The sequence below is a fragment of the Neoaquamicrobium microcysteis genome (assembly GCF_008180155.1).
Taxonomy (GTDB): domain Bacteria; phylum Pseudomonadota; class Alphaproteobacteria; order Rhizobiales; family Rhizobiaceae; genus Aerobium; species Aerobium microcysteis.
Genome location: NZ_VSZS01000058.1, coordinates 95303 through 114778, shown reverse-complemented (window position 1 = coordinate 114778; position 19476 = coordinate 95303). Strand labels below are relative to the sequence as shown.

Here is a 19476-nt window from a genome sequence, read left to right as displayed (position 1 = left end):
CCGACAATGTTGCAAGCCAGAGACCTCAAAGGCCGCACCGCCATCTCTTACGCCCGTTGGTCCTCAGGGAAACAGGCAGAGGGCGACAGCCTTCGTAGGCAGTCGGAGAACGCCGAAAGCTTCTGCACGACCTATGGCCTCACGCTGGACAAGCAACTTGTTGATGATGGCGTGTCAGCATTCAAAGGCGCGAACCTAGAGGCAAGCCTTGGGCAGTTCGTCGCGGACGTTAAGGCTGGCAAGATCGCTAACGACTATGTCCTCATCGTCGAGAACATTGACCGTATCACCCGCGTGAAACCAACACGCGCCGTTCGCTACTTCCTCGACTTGCTCGATACGGGCTTAACGTTGGTCACCCTCACGGATGGCCGGGTGCATACCGCTGAAGGCTATGACGACAATTTCGCCAATCTCCTCATGTCGCTCATGGCGATGCAAGCCGCTCACGAGTACAGCGACAAGCTTTCCAAGCGCATCGGAGAATCATGGAATGGCCGCGTGAAGCGCGCCATGCAAGGCGAGCGTTTGAAGCTTTCAAAGGTCCCCTTTTGGATCGACCAGACGACGCAGGAACTCAATGCCCGCGCCAATGATGCCCGCCTGATCTTTCAGCTTGCTACAGACGGCCACGGGCAATGGGCCATCACAAATCATCTAAACGAAAATGGCATCCCGTCTTCCCGAGGGGGCACTTGGGGAAAGAGTATGGTGCAGGACGTTCTCAAGTCCAAGGCAGCTTATGGCTCTTTGGTGCTCAAGAAGGAGGAAGTGCGCAGCTACTTCCCTCCCCTCATCACGGAAACCGAATGGCTCGCTATCCAGAGCCGCCAACGTGTTCGCCACCAGAACCCGCAAGCTGGAAACACCACCAATCTCTTCCCACGTCTCTTGCGCTGCGCTCATTGTGGTTCGGCTATGGTCGTCACCTCTAGTACCGTTCGCGGCAAGACGTGGCGCTATCTGGTCTGCGAAGGCCGCTCCCTTAAGCGCACTGACTGCAAATCGCTCAATTGGAAGTATGACCAGTTCGAAGCTGATTTCCTTGAACGCATGGGCTTTCTCGCCCTTCCTATACCGAGCGGAGATACCGGCTTAGAAGACAGCAGGACAGAGGAACTTGAGGCTGAAATACGGGCCCTTGAGGACCGCCATAGAAACGTCCTAGCTGGTGTGGCCGAAGCAGCCGATGCCGCGACCCGCTCAATCCTTCTCGACAATGCCAGGGCGATTTCTGACAACATCAAGACAAAGCGCGATGCCCTCACCCAGCTTCGCGAGAGCGCGGCGCGCTTCCAACAGGCCGCAACCCACACCGCTGACTTCGCTGACGACATAGCGGCAATGCAGCGGATGGCCAAGGATGACCGTGAGGACGCCAAGCGTCTCATTGCAAACGTGGTGGAGCGGATCGAACTGGAAAGCGATAGCAAGGACCTGCGCCGCGCCGTGGTGACCTTGAGGACCGGCTACACCCACCAGATGGTATTTGATACCTCAGGGGCTCTCTAGCCTCCTTGAGGCTCCCACGGGCTCGGTTGCTGCGTGACACGTCTGCCCTGCCATGAAACTCATCTAAGTCACTGCGTTATCAGGGGTTTTCTGGTAGCGCAGGGATTTCCCCCCCATACAGCACACCGAAACCACACCTCCCGATCGGTCACTGTACTGACTGGGCGCCGCTACAGGTAATCATTCTCATTCAGAAACCGGACCACCATGAGATGGTGAACGCTGCTCATGGGGCCTTTTAGGGTCCCTGAGGGGCCATCAAGTGTGCCAGTCAAGCCGGTCGGATTTCCGTTTCCCCCTCATACAGAGACTAGCAAGACGTCGTCGTGCGTCCTCTGGTGCGCTCCCTGTTTTTCTCTTGGTGGTCCGAATTGTAGCCGCCGCAGCCCGATAGCACATCTAGTGCATTCGACACCGATCAACACTACATATAGCGAAGCCGATATGGCGAACTACAAGCGCGGTCCCGAGATCGTCGCGACCACCGATGCAATGAAGCAGCCCGCAACCGGGGGGAAGTCCCTCGCTTCCACATTCCCGTCCTTCTGCCCGCCGCACCTTTCATCCGAGCGCTGGCGCGAGGCAGAGAAGCGCCGCAATGCCCCTGACCATATTCGCAAGTCCCGTGCTGCCCGAAGGCTAGCCCACGCGGGAGCCATGGAACCGGAAGGCGTCTCACTGTCAAACCAGTATGAAGTGAGAGGCGCGCACAACGTCACCGTGCCCGTCATCCTTGAAATCGTGGACACGCTATGGGCCTTCCGGCTTCTCGACTGGGCACCCGGCGACACCCTCTATCTCTCCTATGACGCCATCCGCGAAATCATCGCCCAGGAGCAGCGCCGCCCAGCGGATACATGGTCACTGATACCGCCACGTTTTGCGTCTTCATGCTCCCCCGGGGAACTTGAGGACTTCCGGCACGGCAACCCGACACCATCGAAGCGGCAGAAGCAGTCGGTGCACCAGTAAACCAGAGGATGCCCACAGGGGACCTCAGGGAGTCATGGGAGCGCGTCAGGCGTTTCCCGCTGCGCCTATACCGCCGAGAAGCCCAGCGCCCTCAGGTGCCCCCCACGACTCAAAGAGCAGCCATCAATCGCAAGGAGAACTATGAGCGAAGGCCAAATCGTCCAATGCGTGTCCACGACACTAGGTGAAATCCGCGATGCCAGCGGCGCATGGCACACCGGCTACCTGCCATTCGCTGCGCTTGCGGTGACGTTTAACACGACCACCGCCGATGTCCTGAGACGGCTTGCCTGTCTCGGAATCGTCCAGAGGGACGCCAGAGGCCGCTATGGGATTACTCAGGACGCCCGACGCTTGTGTCAGGGAGAGGTGATCCATCGTCGCACTGGCAGGGGCGCGCCAACCAAAAGGTACGACGTTATTCTTCCCTCAGGGATGGTTCTCCTTGCTCGCAACCTTGAGGCAACCAACGAGCCACAGACGGAAATCGAGAAGCTGCACGATGATGTTGGGCTGTCGATGCGCGCCATCGGCCAGCGGGTTGGTATCAGTGCCGAAGCTGTTTCGAAGCACCTGAGGAGCCGCCCGCCACGGCTGACTGACTGGCCCGTCATTGGCTCATGGGAGGACGGCGTGGCTTTTGAGGCTGTCGCCAAGGCAGCTTGAAGCTGGGTAGTGTCAACCTTGCGTCGTGTCGGCCAGAACGGAAAACCAATCTGCAACCCGTGCAAACGCTGGGTTTCGTGTCAACCATCCGCCTATATATAAAGGGCTCATGAGGTCCCGCTGGGCGGGTACTTCCTAGCTATCAAACCATCTATGTCCCTATCTGGTGGTATCGTCGGACCCTCATGGATTGGAGCCGGGCGGTGCCCGGTCATGACATACCCGACAGCAGCACCAGCACTTCACGACAGACCGAGTTGGGGAAGACAAAGAGGAGTATTCCACTTCTGGTCTTTCCAATCACTGTCTCCGTTTCGGTCTTCCCGAGCGGACTAGGCCTCGCGATCCCATTGGACACCTCAAGCTTTCCCAAGAACGGGCGCAAGCCCGTCTCACGCCAAGTCTGTCAATGGGCGCGCGAGTTACTCCACCTCCTGCCCACTCCCTTCCTTCTCGGCTAGTCCGACCATCAACCATCACCCCAAGGAACCCTATGGCATCCCCTGTCACGCGGGGGCGTCCACGCGATTGGCGTGTGGGAGCCCAAGCGCCCAACAATGCGGCCCAGCTAAGACGCCGCCAGATCATCAACGAAACCAAACCATGCCAGTGTCCTCGCTGTCTCAAGAACTGCGCTGGTGTCTCCCGCTATTGTGGACCTCATCGCGACCTCGCAAGCCAGCGTGGTGACCCCGTGGCGCGCCTCCCGGCTCGCAACGAACTTCCCATCTTCAGAAAGGCAATCACGCTCTACCTCGCCACAGACCCCGTTAAGGCCCAGCGGATCACCGGGGACCTCAAGGCCCTTGAGACCCTCAAGACCCTCCCGCCATCTTTCATGCTCGGCCCCGGTGACATTCACCCCAAGCTGCCGCAGATCGCCAAGGCCCATGGTCTTCTGGCGAATTGGCAGCACAAGGACCGGCGCACCTATACCGAGGCCGTTACCCACGCCTTGGCGCTCATGGGCTGGATGGCGGTTTACTATGGGGGTCCCGCTGGGGGCCTTTGGGAGAACCGGGAGCGGTTTCTCTGTACCCGAGCCGGGGCGCTGCTGGGCGACTTCCACAAGACCATGGGCAGCACGACCATGCGCAAGGAAGTCTCAGGAGCAACCCACCGGCACCTTGGGCGCGACTTCACCAAACATGCCCGTGAGATTTACGGCGCATCCTTTTGGTCTTCCCCTGTCTCAACCAGCGACGGGCAGGAAATGACCATTCTCGACTACGCCAAAGCGGCACTCAGAGCCGCCAAGCTCCTTTAGAAAGACGATCACCACATGCACGACTTCAACGACAATCACGGCCATATGGGCCTCCCGAACCCTATGGACCCCAGTTCAGGATGGACGGTGCGCAGCAGCGCCCCCGACTATTCACGGGCAGAGGTGCCCGACACTGCCCCCGCTGGAATGGTCTTTGTTCCGGGCCTCAATACCTACGTGGCTGAGGACGTGGCGGCGTCCCTTGGGCTGGGTCCGAGCAATGCAGTCCCTCAGGAACACCCTGCGGCCATGCAAGCCTTGGACCCTCGCGGTGTCCCGGCTGGGACCGATCCCGCTGCCCATGCTGCCGAGGACCAGCTTGACGAAATCAGCGACGAGGACCTTGAGGCCCTCAAGGACCAGCTAGAAATTCAGGACGTTGAGCCGTCCCTGTCTGAGACTGCCGACGACATAGCGGCTTGCTTCACCCCGGAAGACTTTAAAGACGGTGTGACCACGCTGGTGGCCACAGGGGACCCTCAGGATGCCGTGGCGCGCATCGTGGAGGCCTACCGGCCTTGACGCTGCTACAGCCGCCAGCGTGGCCCAGACGGCCATTGACGAGGTCGAGCCATTCGCATCGGAAGCCATCGGGTCCGAGCGCTGGGCATCGCTCATGTACGCCGCTTCCCGAACGGACGATCCGTTTGCACGCCGTGTCGTTGCCGACTTCGTCACCGGCAAGCTCAAGCCCCACAAGCTTGGGGACGCATACGACATGTGGTGGCACTCGCTGCCGGATGCCGACTGAGGCGCACCGTCATGCTCAACATCGCCGTTGCCCTCTACATCGTGACAATCACGACCCTCATGATTGCGGTCCTCAGCGACGTGTTCGCGTCTCTACCGCTCATCGCGCCGTAGGCGCTATTCGCCCTGACTGAAAGGGCATCCTTAATGGAAGCCATCATTACCACGTTGCGCGAAACCGCAGCCGACCTTGCCGCTGTCGGCACCTACTACGCCGACGACGCGCGCAACATCACTCGGATCGCCAAGCGCCTTGAAAACTCCCTGCGCATCGCGAACGGCATCACGCCGATCACCGACGAAGAAGACGACGAATAGGAGGAGCCACTACCATGGCCAAGAAACCAGAAACCCGCGAGGAACTCCTCGCCAAGCTTGAAGCAATCGACAACAGCACCGAAATTGCCCAGTTGAAGGCGGAAGTTACCCGCCTTACCACCGACAACGCATTGCTTATCAATCAACGCAAGGCCAGCGAGATGAAGCTTGCCCGCATGATGGATGACTTTGAGACGTTGCGGAAAGTGCTCGCCCCAATCGAGCGCCGCAATTCCCGACTGACAATCGGTGTTGCAACGGGCACGACGACTGTCGCTCATAAGGCTCCCGTGGTCCGTGACCTGTCCGCAGGGGCACCTATGGTCACCCATGCCGAACTGGAGAAGTTCTTTCCCGAGTTGGGGTGCCTTCCAGGGGAGGATAAAGCGACCCTAGACAGTCCCTTAACAGTACAGACTATCTCCGACAGATGCGATTAGCTTTGCCCGATAGGCTTATTCCCGGCCGTCTATAGCAGCTCAGTCAGTCATGCAATCGAGGCAGGAACCGAGTCTGGAGATAAGATCGATGTATTTCGTACTAACCACGATAGCTGAAAGGGGATTGAAGTTCTCTTGGCGCTGCGAATGAGCAAGACTTAGAAGCATAAGTGTCCTGACGGAAACGAGGCTACCCTGCCCGTAGCGAACCGTGCCACGGGCAGGGCGCAAGCAAATCCTACGTCCACACGTAGAGTAAGGAGCTTTGGACACCTAAATCAGCACGATGGATACATACCTACGCGCCAACTCAATGTGCGGAAAGAAATCTAACCGTAGATCGCATCCTTGCGGCTGGCCTTGGGCGGAATGTTGGCCCACGCCTTTCGCTCGGTGACAGGAGTTCGTAATGCGTGGCAGCATACGTCTTGTCAGCGAGTAGCATGGCACCCTCCGGCAATCTTTGATCAAGTCCGGTGCGGAGGCGATGTCACTCATCTGGCCCGCCGTGAGCGTCTGCTTGATCGGTCTGCCTTGGGCGTCGAAAAGAGCATGGATTTTGTCGTCAGCCCGCCTCGGGAACGAACGAGACAATGATCCCAGTCCCTATTTTGCCGTCGCGCCCTGCTGATGGACGCGAACAATTGAGGCATCGATCATCTGCACCTTTGCCATCATGGGCTTTGGTGATAACCTCCATGAGGCGGTCCCCTACACCTGCTCTCCGCTATCGGACGAAGCGATTGTAGCAGGTGGTGCGTGGGCCGTATCGCTCGGGCAGATCGCTCCAGCGCGCACCCGATCGCAGCATCCAGAAGATGCCGTTCAACACGCGCCGATCATCAACACGCGGCACGCCTCGGGACTTGTTAAGCGACAGCCGCTCGATGACGCACCATTCCGAGTCAGTCGGATCATATCGGCTCATGCGGAGCCTGCATCAGAAATGGCGTGGCATGGAAGCCTAAATTGGGACGGTTAATGACTCTTACAGCCGAACCTCTTCGACGGGATCACCGCGCTCAAACTCCCATGCCCTTGCCCATGTTCAACACACCTTCAAATGGCTCACCTGCATGAGAAGTTGTGCATAGAAAGCGTGCTTCGTCGCTTCCGTCACCAACGACAATCTGGTCGATAATGTCTTCAACCTTCGCGCAGCCCAGTCCGACCACGGTCACGAGCGACACACCGACATTCAGACATTGCTCAACAAAGCCATCAAGGTCTCACCCGGAACGTGCAGAATTATTTTGCGGGCGAGCGGCATAGTCAGGTTGTAGACCGCCGGTTAATTGCTTTCCAGCGCCTCAATCACCCAGCGCTTAGGGGTTCACGGCCTAAGCCTTTTCGACCCCCAAATGGACTTCAGTGATGTTGTCCACCTCTTATCGCCGTCAACATCGGCCAAGCGATCATTCCAAAATACGGAAACCATCAGAAAGTTACTGTTCCAGTTACAGCTTTTTTCACACTTCCTTCAGCCTTTGAATCTTTTATAATAATCCAATGATCTTCTTCCTCATCGATCTTGAATATTCTTCCGTCATAAGCTTCTAAATATTCGAAGCTGAAAGGCTGTTTTCTGTAGTGAATGCCAGTATCATCTAGTGTGTAGACGAATTCATCCGCACCTGAAACAACCCACGCATCGATTCTACTATCCAAAGTGTTACCAATTGCATCCATTATCCGTCTCTTAAGAATAGGATACCTTTCTCCTAAACTGCTCCAGCTCTCTAGGGAATACCAGCACAGGTTCTTAATCACTGTCGATCGCAGTAACTCGTCAGCACAGTGCTCGTCTAGGGCGCCAAAGCTGGGATATCCATAGGGAGAAGCGCCGGCGGCGAAAGGATGATCACCGTTCAATTCGATTTTTCCATCCACACTCAAAGCGACAAGCTGTGCGAGTGAGGGAGGAAATTTACGAGGCCCCCAAGTGAACTCCGTGGGGTGCTCATCCCACAAAATGGCCGTTTGAAGAATAGAGAATTTTGAATGGTCGCGCGTGTACACAATACGCCCCCCATTAATGTTGTCCGAAATTCGAGTTGGGGTGCTCCCACTTGTTAGCTCGAATAGTCTCTGAACTGACCGGCCCGCATTAGTTGTTTCTCCACCTGTCAGTTCGCGATCGTAAACGAACCTCAGCACTTGCGCAAAAGGCGGCGCTAAGACGCTCCATTGGTTGTTATTGTCCCTCCAGTGGAGCTGTCCATCGTTCCTCTTGCCACTCATTTTCAGAATCGAAGAACTGACAAATTTAAACGGAGAAGTATCATTCTCGCGCAAAAAACGCTCGCGCAACCTTTGCGCGGCTTCAGCGATGAATTTGCTACACTCGTCGGTTCGAAAAGTCAGGCTCTCCCGCGCCACGGAGATTATGCCACCATCGCTGACATCGACCTGCGCGAGAACGCGGTCGTGTATATCGAGAGGCGACTCGTGGACTCCAAAGCCGCGCCACGAAACTTTAAGGCATTTCTCAGCTCTCAGAAAGTGGTCGCCGCTGGGAAGCCACGCTAGAGTGCTGCCATCGATATCCATGTAAACGGCGCAGTTGCCATGCTCTAGCTCAAAGTACGGCAGCCAGACTCTTACCCGAACCTTCGGGTCTCCCAATACTATCTCTTCAGGACCAAGCCACTTCAACCTCGTCAACGCGTCGCCTCTCATGCGTTGACGTTCTTCGAATTCCATTTCTGCTTGTTTGATGCGGGCTGACGAGGCATCAGCTGGAGGTCGAGACGCGTAAACTGGGGGCAAGCAGGAGCTGGAGAATTTTGCCGCCGGAAATGCCCATCCCGCTTGAAGAACGAGTGGGCTCTCTTCTCCTATATTGTCTTTGAATTCCAGTTTGCAGGGAAGGAATGAAACTGTTTTCGAAATATATTCTGATATTTGCGTAAATACTGACTGGGCGGAATCAAATGCGTCACGCCTTAGCCGAAGACGCACCTCAGTCCCCTTCGTGGAACGACTAGCGGGCATCAACTCACCAAAGGTGCCCAACCCTTCGGAGATGAATCGCCATCCGGAATGGTCGATGTCCCCAGCCTCGGCACTTTGCCTGGTCGTTATCTCCAATCGATCAGCGATCATAAAGTAGCTCAGGGCTCCAACCCCGAACTGCCCGGTTCTGCCGACAGAAAACCCTCGTTCGGCAGCCTCACGATCGAGTGTCCTGCTTGCAACCCTTGGTGGGGAACCGCTCACCAGCAAGTGATTTTCGATAATGTCACGGGTCATTCCGATGCCATCGTCGGAACACCTGAGCCAAATGTCTCCTGCCTCCTCTTCAATACTTAGCTTTATATGGTGAACTTGGCTCCAAATTTCTGAGAAATCTGTACACCCACAATCTTCTTGTCCGAGCCTTTCATAGGCGATTTGCTCCTTTACGGCGTCAACAGCGTTCTGCAGCAACTCGCGGACTGCGGCTAGAGGATTTCCATACAACGCGACGCCAGACAGCAGATTGAGAACGCGTTTCGTGTCCGGTCGGAATGCACCTTCGATGTAGACGAAGCTTCCATCCTTCTCCGCGATATCGACCCCAATTTGAGACGGCCAACCCCAGCGATATCGGCTCCGCTGTTGGCTCGGGATTTTTCCCTTTACGAAGAGGCCTTCGTGCTCAAGCGCCGCGCACACAGCTAGCTCGTGATTAACCGACTGAACAATATCTAACACTGCTCGATGTAAAGGAGCGTTTGGTGTCCGTGCGGAGAGAGAGATGCTGCTGTCTTCGGCATTGAGATGAAACGCTATTTGGTGATCGCGCATCCAATATATTCGGCTGTTTGCAGCAATGTCACGGCGTTCCAATATTACACTAGGCGTCCTCTCGGGATCAAACTCCACAACATCTGCGATACGTAGTAGAGCGGCTAAGTACCGCAAATTTACGGCCTGCCCCCTCGAACCAACCAGCTTCGCATCGAATCTGTCCGAACGTAAGGCTGCCAATCCTTCGTGGTGACTCCGACATAGCGTTACAGTATCGTCCACCCAATTTGCATAGAGAGAGTCCGGTAGATCGCCAAGTACCGAACGAGCCCACTCCTCACTCCAGTCATTATGCTTATGTCGAGAGTAATAAGAAATGATCTCGTCAACGAGCCTCAAGTCTGAAGAAGATAATTTGTCGACCGCAATCGGGACAGAAATTCCCCAATATTCTGCATCGATCCATTGCTGAAAATCTCTTATCTGCTGATTTGTTAGACTTTCCTTAGCACCGGTAATTAAGTAATTATAGTGCAAATTAACAATATATTGGGATGGCGACATGCCAATATCGTGAATATATGAACTCAGCAGTAACAATGCCAATTCATAGGCATTTAGATCAACATCTTTGGGAATTAACGAGAATATATTCTCTGCCACACGAAAACTATGGCCCTCATCGTGTAGCGTAAAATCTAGGGGGGCAGTGGAAGCGCTACGCAGCGAGAGCTGGGCAGACCGCAATGCAGCTGACACCGCCGCCATCTCCCTTTCCTGAAGTTGATCTCTCGCGCCTTTCCAGAGACTAGTCTCGGTCCAATCCATAGCTCTACCCTCCGCTCGAGGCCAAACTCTGCCATTCTAGGCAAGCGTTCCTCCTGAGTAAGCCGTCCCCTACCGATGCACAAGTGAATCTAGTTGCACGATTGTAAAGCCGGTGCCCCTATGTGACGCCGGTTACGAATCCTAGGTGGCATCATTGAGGAACTAACATCCTCGCGCCGCGGTTGATCTATTCCCCAACTGAAATAGAAAAACGGAACCTTGCAGGGTAGGCTGCCGGAAGCGCCATATTGGACGAGAAATTTGGAGATGCGCGACAATGAGTGCTGGAGTACTAACTCAAATAGTGGAGATAGTTGTAGCTGTCACTAAAATGACCACCTACCGTACTTGTATGTAGTCGGAATTATGACGCGTCAGCACCATTCGTATAGCTTCAACCTAGCAAGTTTGCCGTGATAATATTCAGTATTTTCCACACATTGGAGGCGACAATGCGTCTGCTCTACGTGCTCGCTGCCATAATATTCGTATCCACAAAAATCGCTTTAGCCCAAGTGACCGGATCGCAGTGTATTTCCTTAGCGCAAGCGATAGTTGCACCGAAATTTGAAACGATCACTGACAGACAGTTGAAATCCTTACAACACTACGCCTTCTGTGAAGCGGCCTCTCACGCCACCAGTACTACATTAGACATTGCTTACAAGGCGTTCAATCTGGGTCTCGGGATTTCCCAGACAGATCGCCAGACGTTTTGCAATGAGAGTTTGGGCGATATAGGAGTTTCCCAGCGCGATTACCACACGGGCGCATCGTTTTTTGCGAGCGCTTTGCCAACAATCGAGAAATGCCTGGTGGCTGCGGGCGCGGGCTGGGATATTAATTATCAGCCAATACAGAAGGATGCGTTAAGCATCAGTATCTCGAACAATTCTGAGAACGGCGGAATTCTTCATGGAGTTGACCTTATCTCTTCCAGCAGCGTGAATTGTATAGGCCTGCCGGATACGCTTCCGGCAAATGTAACCAAGAATGCACCGATAACTCTTACATGTCAGCGCCAAGCAGGCGTGCAGATATTCGAAGGCATTCAGGTTATTTCCAGCGACGACTTAACAGTCAACCTCCGCTTCGCATCAGGGCCGTTGCCAATAACTTTAAACGGCTATTCGGGTTCAGTACTTGATGCAATAAATGCGGACGTTCAGGCGCTAAAATCGTCAGTCAATGATCTCGGAGAGAAGAACGCGGAACTGGCGAACAGCCTCAGGGCCTGGGGCGGCGGCGAGACCGAAATAATATCAGCGGGAAACACGAAAGTTACTTGCCCCGAAGGTCAATATATTGCTGGCATACTTGGCCAAGACACCGACGGGGGGCGCTACTGCGGCGATTGTATATCGGTAGTTCGAGCATACTGCCGCCCGATCCGCCCCTGACCCCGCACGCTAGTGAAGCTGCGAACAGAACTCAGTTTACAGTTATTCGCTCTCAGACCTCAACGCATTCTAGTGAGCGATCGCCTATGCTGGGAGGAGCAAACGCCCCTCTCACACTTTGCGGCTGGTTGGAGGCGTCTCAGTTCTCCACCCGAAAATCCTCCGCCACGTCATCGTCAATTTTTGTCGGCATTTGATTCCCCTAGGTCGATACATTCGCGTCATTGGCCGCATCACCGCAATGGTGACGGCACTTCGGCATATGTGCCGCTTGCACAGTTATTCGCTGCAAATTTTAAAACGCCGCGACTACTTGACAGTGTAGTTCTTCCAATAATCGGCTCATATGGTTTACGCATGGCAATACCAAACGTCAGAGCATCAATCCGCGTCAGAAACTCTATTATGCGTTCGCGAGGAACTTCTGTAATGACTTCTGTCAGCATGGGCTCAATCTGCCAGATGGCGGGTGTGTGATCGTCCCAACGCATGTGGTCAGCGAACACTCCCACACCAGCAACTGCGCCCTGAACGGCGGCGGCTGGGCCGGTAATTGTCATTGAAAGAAAGAGGCGTCCGGGCAAGGCCTCAATACAAAACAGGCCGATCTCCATTTCTCGCTCAACGTCAGAGACAGTCCGCGAGAACGCTTGATAGCCGTCCTCCCTAAAGGCCAAGCGCCAAGCTGACTGCGCGGCAGGAAAGGAACCCGTCAACATTCGGATCACCCTCGGCTCGCTCTTTTCGAACCCGCTTTCCGCTTCTCCCGGGTACCGTGTAAGGCCCCAGCCTTCTGCATCTTCTCGCGAGAACCACAGGATATCGTCGGGTGCAACGTAGGTCACAAAGGCCGCTATGCTGCCGTGTGAAACGCCATGCTTGATGGCATGGGCCGCGATCTCCTCGTTACAGGCTTGGTCCGCAACACCTCCGACCGAACAGGAGTGCTGCCCAAGCGCGCCGCCATCTTCGATTGTTCGATTTTGACCAGCGACAAACACGATTGACGCACACGCCGATGCGCATTTCGCCCCATCGGGAATGACAGTGTGCGCAGGGTAGTCCGCCATGATGGCAGACAATGCCAATGCCTCGTCCACCAAGCCGCCGCTGCTGTCTAGCAAGAGAATGGGCAGCCCGTGGGGCAACCTGTCAACCGTCGAGACCAGTTCGCGATACCGCGCGGCAGTTCCATTCGAAATACTGCCTGATAAGCGCAGGACTTGGTATCCGCGCCACTGTTCAACAGTCACCTCAGCCATACCTCTCTGGACGAAGCACATTGTCAATGCGACGCTAATACAAGCGAGCACGACAACGCGGCGGCAACCATCGATATGCGTCAATACACTTCGGTACATTTATCCCCCCAGATGGTCGATGATTGCCGGTGCCGCGACGTGGTGTCAAATGGCCTAGCGGCGCGCGAGAGGTTTCATGGCAAATGACTTTTACGGCGACCGTTTTGAGAAAAATCTGTATCGGGATTTCGTATATACTCCTTACAGGAATACCCCCCGGCACCCCCTAGGACATCCCGCGAACCACCCTATACCGCGCGAGATCATGGGGCTTGACGCGGGGCCAACGGATGAGCGTTAGCAGCCCATTTCCGGCCAACGCCAGCTATGTGCTTTCAGCATTCCGCATAATAAATGTTAGGGCAGGCCCTACCCGCCCGAAAACATCCGGCTTTGCGAGGAGATCGCAGAGAGGGGCGTGCTCCTTTCCGAAATGCCGTTCGGATGGGAGCCCCGCGCACGGGATTTTCCCAGAAGGAACCGCCTTGTCGCCGGGCTGGGGCTCGGGCTCGTCGTGGTGGAGGCGGCGACCCGGTCGGGCTCGCTGATCTCCGCGCGGCTTGCCGGGGAACTCGGGCGCCTGGTCTTCGCCGTACCCGGCTCGCCTCTCGATCCGCGTGCTGCCGGAACCAACGGCCTGCTCAAGGACGGTGCGACGATGGTCACCGAAACACAGGATGTGCTGGAAGCGATCGCGCCGCTGGTCGGGCGGCCACCCTCGCCGGCGACGCCCCTCGAGGAACCGCCGGACATGGCCACGACAACGCCGCCGGGTGAAGACGAACGCGCTATGGGATCGAGGCATTGGGTCCGGTCCCCACGCCGATCGACGAGATAATCCGCCACACGGGCCTCCACCCGGCTCAGATATTCTCCGTGTTACTGGAACTTGACCTTGCCGGACGGCTCGAGCGTCACGCCGGAGGCTCTGTTTCGCTCATCCTGCACCCGTAGCGGCCGCTCGCCACGAATGATGTCGCTAACTTCAACATAGGCCATCTCAATGAGGTAGGCGAGCATGTCGCAACGTTCGGCCTCCGCCATGGTGCGCATCTGTCCCAGCATTGACTGCACGTAGTCGAGCGTCTCAGTGCGTCGTCGGTTGGGTTGATTCCGCATCCACCTCACCCCGCATCAAGTCATTGGCAGGCGCAACCATCAGCCGACGCCCGGAGTTGTATTTCTATAAAAAAACAACCATCACGTGAATTAGAAACTATTCAATTTATCTAAAATTGCAACAATTTTTGGGTGCTATTTATGGTTGCATTCCGTGCCCTCTGTCAGCGAAATACGGTAAGGCACTTGACCGGGGAACAAAGCGCGGCCATGTGACGGGCTGCCTTTTGCCAACATATGCGGTGCAATCGATCTCAGCACTGCGGGGAAATCCGTCAAAACATGGACGTCGTCGTCGTCGAATCGCCTGCCAAGGCCAAGACCATCAACAAGTATCTGGGCTCGAACTACAAGGTTCTGGCGTCCTTCGGTCACGTGCGCGACCTGCCGGCCAAGGACGGCTCGGTGCGTCCGGACGATGATTTTTCCATGTCGTGGGAAGTCGATGGTCCCTCTTCCAAGCGGCTGGCCGACATCGCCAAGGCGGTCAAGGATGCCGACGGCCTGATCCTCGCCACCGATCCGGATCGGGAGGGCGAAGCCATTTCCTGGCACGTGCTGGAGGTGCTTCGCCAGAAGAAGGCGCTCAAGGACAAGCCAGTCAGCCGCGTGGTATTCAACGCCATCACCAAAAAGTCCGTGCTAGACGCAATGGCCAACCCGCGCGAGATCGACGCGCCGCTGGTCGAGGCCTATCTGGCCCGTCGTGCACTGGACTACCTCGTCGGCTTCACCCTGTCGCCGGTCCTGTGGCGCAAGCTGCCTGGCGCGCGCTCGGCCGGTCGCGTGCAGTCCGTCGCGTTGCGGCTGGTCTGTGACCGGGAAGGCGAGATCGAACGCTTCATCCGTGAGGACTACTGGCAGATCGCCGCCCTGCTCGCGACGCCCCGTGCCGACGAATTCGACGCACGGCTCACCGCCTTCGAGGGCAAGAAGCTCCAGAAGCTCGACATCAATTCGGCCGAGCAGGCTGCCGACATCAAGACGATGCTGGACGGCGCGACCTTCAAGGCGGCATCCGTCGAGGCGAAGCCGACGAAGCGCAATCCCGGCCCGCCCTTCACCACCTCGACGCTCCAGCAGGCCGCCTCGTCGCAACTCGGCTTCTCGGCCTCGCGCACGATGCAGGTTGCCCAGCGCCTCTACGAGGGCATCGAGATCGGCGGCGAGACCACGGGTCTCATCACCTATATGCGAACCGACGGCGTTCAGATGGCGCCGGAAGCCATCGATGCGGCCCGGTCTTCCATCGGCGAGGAGTTCGGCGACAAATATCTGCCCGAGAAGCCACGCTATTATTCGTCCAAGGCCAAGAACGCACAGGAGGCGCACGAGGCCGTACGCCCCACAGACTTCCGCCGTACGCCGGCCCAGGTTCGCAAGTACCTCGACGCGGATCAGGCCCGCCTCTACGAGATCATCTGGAAGCGTGCCATCGCCAGCCAGATGAACCCGGCCGAGATCGAGCGTACGACGGTCGAGATCGAGGCGGTCAACGGTTCGCGCACGGCGGCCCTGCGTGCCGTTGGGTCGGTCGTCCGCTTCGATGGCTTCCTGGCCGCGTACACCGAACAGAAGGAAGAGGACGCCGAGGACGAGGACGGCCGCCTGCCGGAAATCAAGGCGGGCGAGACGCTGTCGCGCAAGTCGGTCACGGTTACGCAGCACACGACCGAGCCGCCGCCGCGCTATTCCGAAGCATCGCTCATCAAGAAGATGGAAGAGCTCGGCATCGGCCGTCCATCGACCTACGCCGCCACCCTCAAGACGCTGGAAGACCGCGACTACGTCACCATAGATCGTCGCAGGCTGGTGCCGCAGGCCAAGGGCCGGCTGGTTACCGCATTCCTGGAAAGCTTCTTTGAGCGCTACGTCGAATACGACTTTACCGCCGCGCTGGAGGAGAAGCTCGATGAGATTTCCGACGGCAAGCTGTCGTGGAAGGATGTGCTCCGCGACTTCTGGAAGGATTTTTCCGGCCACGTCGACGAGATCAAGGAACTGCGCGTAACCGAGGTGCTCGACGCGCTCAACGAGGAGCTTGCACCGCTCGTCTTCCCAGAGCGCGAGGACGGCTCCAACCCGCGCATCTGCCCGAAATGCGGAAGCGGCAACCTCTCGCTCAAGCTCGGCAAGTTCGGCGCTTTCGTCGGCTGTTCCAACTATCCGGAATGTGGCTACACCCGGCAGCTCGGCGAAGCCGCGGATGGTGACGGCTCCGGCGGTGAAAACGGCGACCGCGTGCTCGGCAAGGATCCCTACACGAGCGAGGAAATCGTCCTCAAGAGCGGTCGTTTCGGCCCCTACGTCCAGCGCGGCGAAGGCAAGGAGGCCAAGCGCTCCAGCCTGCCCAAGGGCTGGGCGCCCGACCAGGTCGACCACGAGAAGGCCATCGCGCTTCTGTCGCTTCCACGCGACGTCGGGCAGCATCCGGAAACCGGGAAGATGATTTCCGCAGGGCTCGGCCGCTACGGTCCTTTCGTCCTGCATGACGGCACCTACGCAAACCTCGAATCGATCGAGGATGTGTTCTCTATCGGCCTCAACCGTGCTGTCACGGTCATTGCGGAGAAGAAGTCGAAATTCGCCAACGGCAAGGGCCGTGCGGCGGCCGTCGCACTGAAGGAACTGGGCGAGCATCCCGACGGCGGGCCGATGACCGTGCGTGACGGTCGCTACGGCCCCTATGTCAACTGGGGCAAGGTCAACGCCACCCTCCCCAAGGGCAAGGAGCCTGCCTCGATCACCGTCGAGGAGGCTCTCGAACTGATTGCCGCCAAGGCTGGCAAATCCGGCGGTGGCAAGAAGGCCGCGCCCAAAAAGGCTGCCGCCAAGAAAAAGCCGGCGGCCAAGAAGGCCGCGAAGAAAAAGGAATAGGACGAATTGGCGAAGCGGATTCCCGGGGGCAAGGCCGGCGGCGCTTCACGCGACTTTCGTCCGTCGCGCGACGACATCCTCAAGTTCATCCGTGAGAACCCGGATCAGGCCGGCAAGCGCGAGATCGCCCGCGCATTCGGCCTCAAGGGAGAGGATCGCGTCTGGCTGAAGGACGCTTTGCGCGAGTTGCAGGACGAAGGCCTGCTGAAGAAGAGCGCCAAGCGGTTTTCGCGCCCTGGCGCGCTTCCGCATGTGGTCGTCCTCGACGTGTTTTCCCGCGACGCCGATGGGCTTCTCCTGGCGCGCCCCGCCGAATGGCCGGAAGAAAACGGCTCTGCTCCGGTGGTCTCCATACGCGCGCCACGCGCCGACAAGGCCCGCGCCCCGGGAGTCGGCGAGCGTGTGCTGGCCAAGGTCTTCCCCACCGACGACGATACGGGGCCGGCCTACACAGGCCGGGTGATGAAGATTTTCGAGAAGCGGCGTGAAGCCGTTCTCGGCGTGTTCCGCAAGCTGAAGGACGGCTCCTTCCGCATCGAGCCGGTCGAGCGCCGCCAGCCTGAACTGATCGTCGAGCGCGACAATGCAGGCGACGCACAAAGCGGCGATCTGGTCGAGGTGGAGCCGCTGTCGAGCGGCCGCTATGGCTTGCCGAAGGCTCGCGTCATTGCGGTGCTGGGCTCGCTGGAAAGCGAAAAGGCGGTCTCGATGATCGCCATCCACGCTCACGACATACCGCACATCTTCCCGCCCGAGGTGCTGGCGGAAGCGCAGGCTGCGAAGCCGGCAACGCTTGAGGGCCGCGAGGACTGGCGCGCCCTGCCTCTGATAACGATCGACCCGGCCGACGCGAAGGACCATGACGACGCGGTCTACGCGGAACCCGACACCGATGAGGCGAATGTCGGGGGCCATGTCGTGACGGTCGCCATCGCGGACGTCGCAGCCTACGTCACGACCAATTCGGCGCTGGATCGCGAAGCGCTGAAGCGCGGCAATTCCGTCTATTTCCCCGACCGCGTCGTCCCGATGCTGCCGGAGCGCATCTCCAACGACCTGTGCTCGCTGCACGAGAACGAAGACCGCCCTGCCCTCGCAGTGCGCATGGTCTTCACGTCGGAAGGTCGCAAGCTGCGCCATTCCTTCCACCGCATCATGATGCGTTCGGCCGCCAAGCTGGCCTACCCGCAAGCTCAAGCGGCCATCGACGGCAATGCGGACGAAAAGACCGCGCCGCTGCTCGATGGCGTTTTGCGTCCTCTGTGGGAGGCCTATGGCGCGCTCAGGCGTGGCCGCAACGAGCGAGCGCCGCTGGAACTCGACCTGCCCGAGCGCAAGATACTGCTGAAGCCTGACGGAACCGTCGATCGCGTCATCGTCCCCGACCGCCTCGATGCGCACAAGCTCATCGAGGAGTTCATGATCCAGGCCAATGTCGCGGCCGCCGAGACGTTGGAAGGCAGGCGCCAGCCGCTGATCTATCGCATCCACGATGCCCCCACGCTCGCCAAGCAGGAATCGCTACGCGAGTTTCTGCAGACGCTGGGGCTGTCGCTCGCGCGCGGTGCTCAGATGAAGCCGTCGTCGTTCAACGGCATTTTGTCGCGGGTGCAGGGTTCCGACAACGAGGCGCTGGTCAATGAGGTCGTGCTGCGCACCCAAAGCCAGGCCGTCTATGCACCGGAGAACATCGGCCATTTCGGCCTCAATCTTCGCCGCTACGCCCACTTCACTTCGCCCATTCGCCGCTATGCCGACCTGATCGTCCATCGCGCCCTTATCGGCTCTCTGGGCCTTGGAAATGAAGGGATTTCGCGGAGCGAGGAGGAGCGTCTGGAGGAGATATCGGCGTTGATTTCGGCGTCGGAGCGGCGTGCCATGGCCGCCGAGCGCGAAACCGTCGACCGGCTTGTCGCCGCTCATCTCGCCACGCGCGTGGAGGAAACCTTCCAGGCGCGGATCTCCGGCGTCACCAAGGCGGGACTCTTTGTCCAGTTGCCTCAGTACGGTGCCGACGGCTTTATCCCGGTGTCATCTTTGGGTGACGATTACTATATATTCGATGAAGGTGCCCGTGCGCTGTTCGGCGAACGAAGCCGCAGGGGCTACCAACTGGCAGATGAGGTCGAGGTGCGGCTTGTCGAGGTGCTTCCTCTTGCAGGGGCGATGCGTTTCGAGATGCTGAGCGAGCCCAAGCCGCTTCCGGGATCGAAGCAGTCGTTTCACAAGACGCGCAAAGGACGCGCCGGCACGGGTCGCGCAGCCTCGCGGGGCCGCTCAAGGAGAAGGTGACG

Annotated in this window: 15 protein-coding genes and 2 pseudogenes; 12 read left to right on the top strand and 5 right to left on the bottom strand. The window is 57.9% G+C overall.

The features are described from left to right. The first annotated feature begins 6 nt into the window (after positions 1 to 6). From FY036_RS06910 to FY036_RS06880, 8 genes are all read left to right on the top strand, one after another. Positions 7 to 1512, top strand: coding sequence for a recombinase family protein (locus FY036_RS06910; protein ID WP_148913980.1), 1506 nt, complete (start codon positions 7 to 9; stop codon positions 1510 to 1512). A 444-nt stretch (positions 1513 to 1956) separates the two neighbouring features. Beyond that, positions 1957 to 2484 carry a hypothetical protein gene (locus FY036_RS06905; protein WP_148913979.1) on the top strand — a complete coding sequence of 176 codons (528 nt, stop codon included), beginning with the start codon at positions 1957 to 1959 and terminating at the stop codon, positions 2482 to 2484. Between the two features lie 141 nt (positions 2485 to 2625). Further along, on the top strand, positions 2626 to 3150 hold the full coding sequence (locus tag FY036_RS06900; RefSeq protein ID WP_148913978.1) for a hypothetical protein: 525 nt from the start codon (positions 2626 to 2628) through the stop codon (positions 3148 to 3150). Between the two features lie 694 nt (positions 3151 to 3844). Then, complete coding sequence (locus FY036_RS06895) at positions 3845 to 4417, top strand: hypothetical protein (RefSeq protein ID WP_148913977.1); 573 nt, start codon at positions 3845 to 3847, stop codon at positions 4415 to 4417. Between the two features lie 15 nt (positions 4418 to 4432). After that, positions 4433 to 4939: a hypothetical protein gene (locus FY036_RS06890; protein ID WP_148913976.1), complete on the top strand. Its 507-nt coding sequence runs from the start codon at positions 4433 to 4435 to the stop codon at positions 4937 to 4939. A 19-nt stretch (positions 4940 to 4958) separates the two neighbouring features. Beyond that, positions 4959 to 5168, top strand: coding sequence for a hypothetical protein (locus FY036_RS06885; protein ID WP_148913975.1), 210 nt, complete (start codon positions 4959 to 4961; stop codon positions 5166 to 5168). Between the two features lie 146 nt (positions 5169 to 5314). Beyond that, complete coding sequence (locus FY036_RS23745) at positions 5315 to 5485, top strand: hypothetical protein (RefSeq protein WP_161601104.1); 171 nt, start codon at positions 5315 to 5317, stop codon at positions 5483 to 5485. A gap of 14 nt (positions 5486 to 5499) precedes the next feature. Next, positions 5500 to 5925, top strand: coding sequence for a hypothetical protein (locus FY036_RS06880; RefSeq protein ID WP_148913974.1), 426 nt, complete (start codon positions 5500 to 5502; stop codon positions 5923 to 5925). Positions 5926 to 6260: 335 nt separating this feature from the next. Here FY036_RS06880 and FY036_RS24125 read toward each other — a convergent pair. From FY036_RS24125 to FY036_RS06865, 3 genes and pseudogenes are all read right to left on the bottom strand, one after another. Continuing rightward, positions 6261 to 6853 (bottom strand): annotated as a pseudogene (locus FY036_RS24125) (IS5 family transposase); the annotation flags it as partial. A gap of 94 nt (positions 6854 to 6947) precedes the next feature. Then, complete coding sequence (locus FY036_RS24120) at positions 6948 to 7106, bottom strand: hypothetical protein (protein WP_235897568.1); 159 nt, start codon at positions 7104 to 7106, stop codon at positions 6948 to 6950. A 256-nt stretch (positions 7107 to 7362) separates the two neighbouring features. Beyond that, entirely contained in the window at positions 7363 to 10425 is a 3063-nt protein-coding gene (locus FY036_RS06865) for an HD domain-containing protein (protein ID WP_161601103.1), read from the bottom strand. Between the two features lie 512 nt (positions 10426 to 10937). Between FY036_RS06865 and FY036_RS06860 the strand changes: the two genes are divergently transcribed. Further along, complete coding sequence (locus FY036_RS06860) at positions 10938 to 11885, top strand: hypothetical protein (RefSeq protein ID WP_148913971.1); 948 nt, start codon at positions 10938 to 10940, stop codon at positions 11883 to 11885. A gap of 233 nt (positions 11886 to 12118) precedes the next feature. Here the strand turns inward: FY036_RS06860 and FY036_RS24115 are convergent, their stop codons facing one another. After that, positions 12119 to 13147, bottom strand: coding sequence for a hypothetical protein (locus tag FY036_RS24115; protein ID WP_235897567.1), 1029 nt, complete (start codon positions 13145 to 13147; stop codon positions 12119 to 12121). A 406-nt stretch (positions 13148 to 13553) separates the two neighbouring features. Between FY036_RS24115 and FY036_RS06850 the strand changes: the two are divergent. Next, positions 13554 to 14140: pseudogene (locus FY036_RS06850) on the top strand (DNA-processing protein DprA); the annotation flags it as partial. Here the strand turns inward: FY036_RS06850 and FY036_RS06845 are convergent. Continuing rightward, positions 14066 to 14305, bottom strand: a complete 240-nt coding sequence (locus FY036_RS06845; RefSeq protein ID WP_148913970.1) for a hypothetical protein — start codon at positions 14303 to 14305, stop codon at positions 14066 to 14068. The pseudogene FY036_RS06850 and the gene FY036_RS06845 overlap by 75 nt on opposite strands. A 282-nt stretch (positions 14306 to 14587) precedes the next feature. On the opposite strand from FY036_RS06845, the gene topA reads away from it, so the two are divergent. Together topA and rnr are read left to right on the top strand one after the other, a co-directional pair. Next, positions 14588 to 17182, top strand: coding sequence for a type I DNA topoisomerase (topA, locus tag FY036_RS06840; RefSeq protein ID WP_148913969.1), 2595 nt, complete (start codon positions 14588 to 14590; stop codon positions 17180 to 17182). Between the two features lie 6 nt (positions 17183 to 17188). Further along, positions 17189 to 19474, top strand: a complete 2286-nt coding sequence (gene rnr, locus FY036_RS06835) for a ribonuclease R (protein WP_148913968.1) — start codon at positions 17189 to 17191, stop codon at positions 19472 to 19474. Positions 19475 to 19476 lie beyond the last annotated feature (2 nt).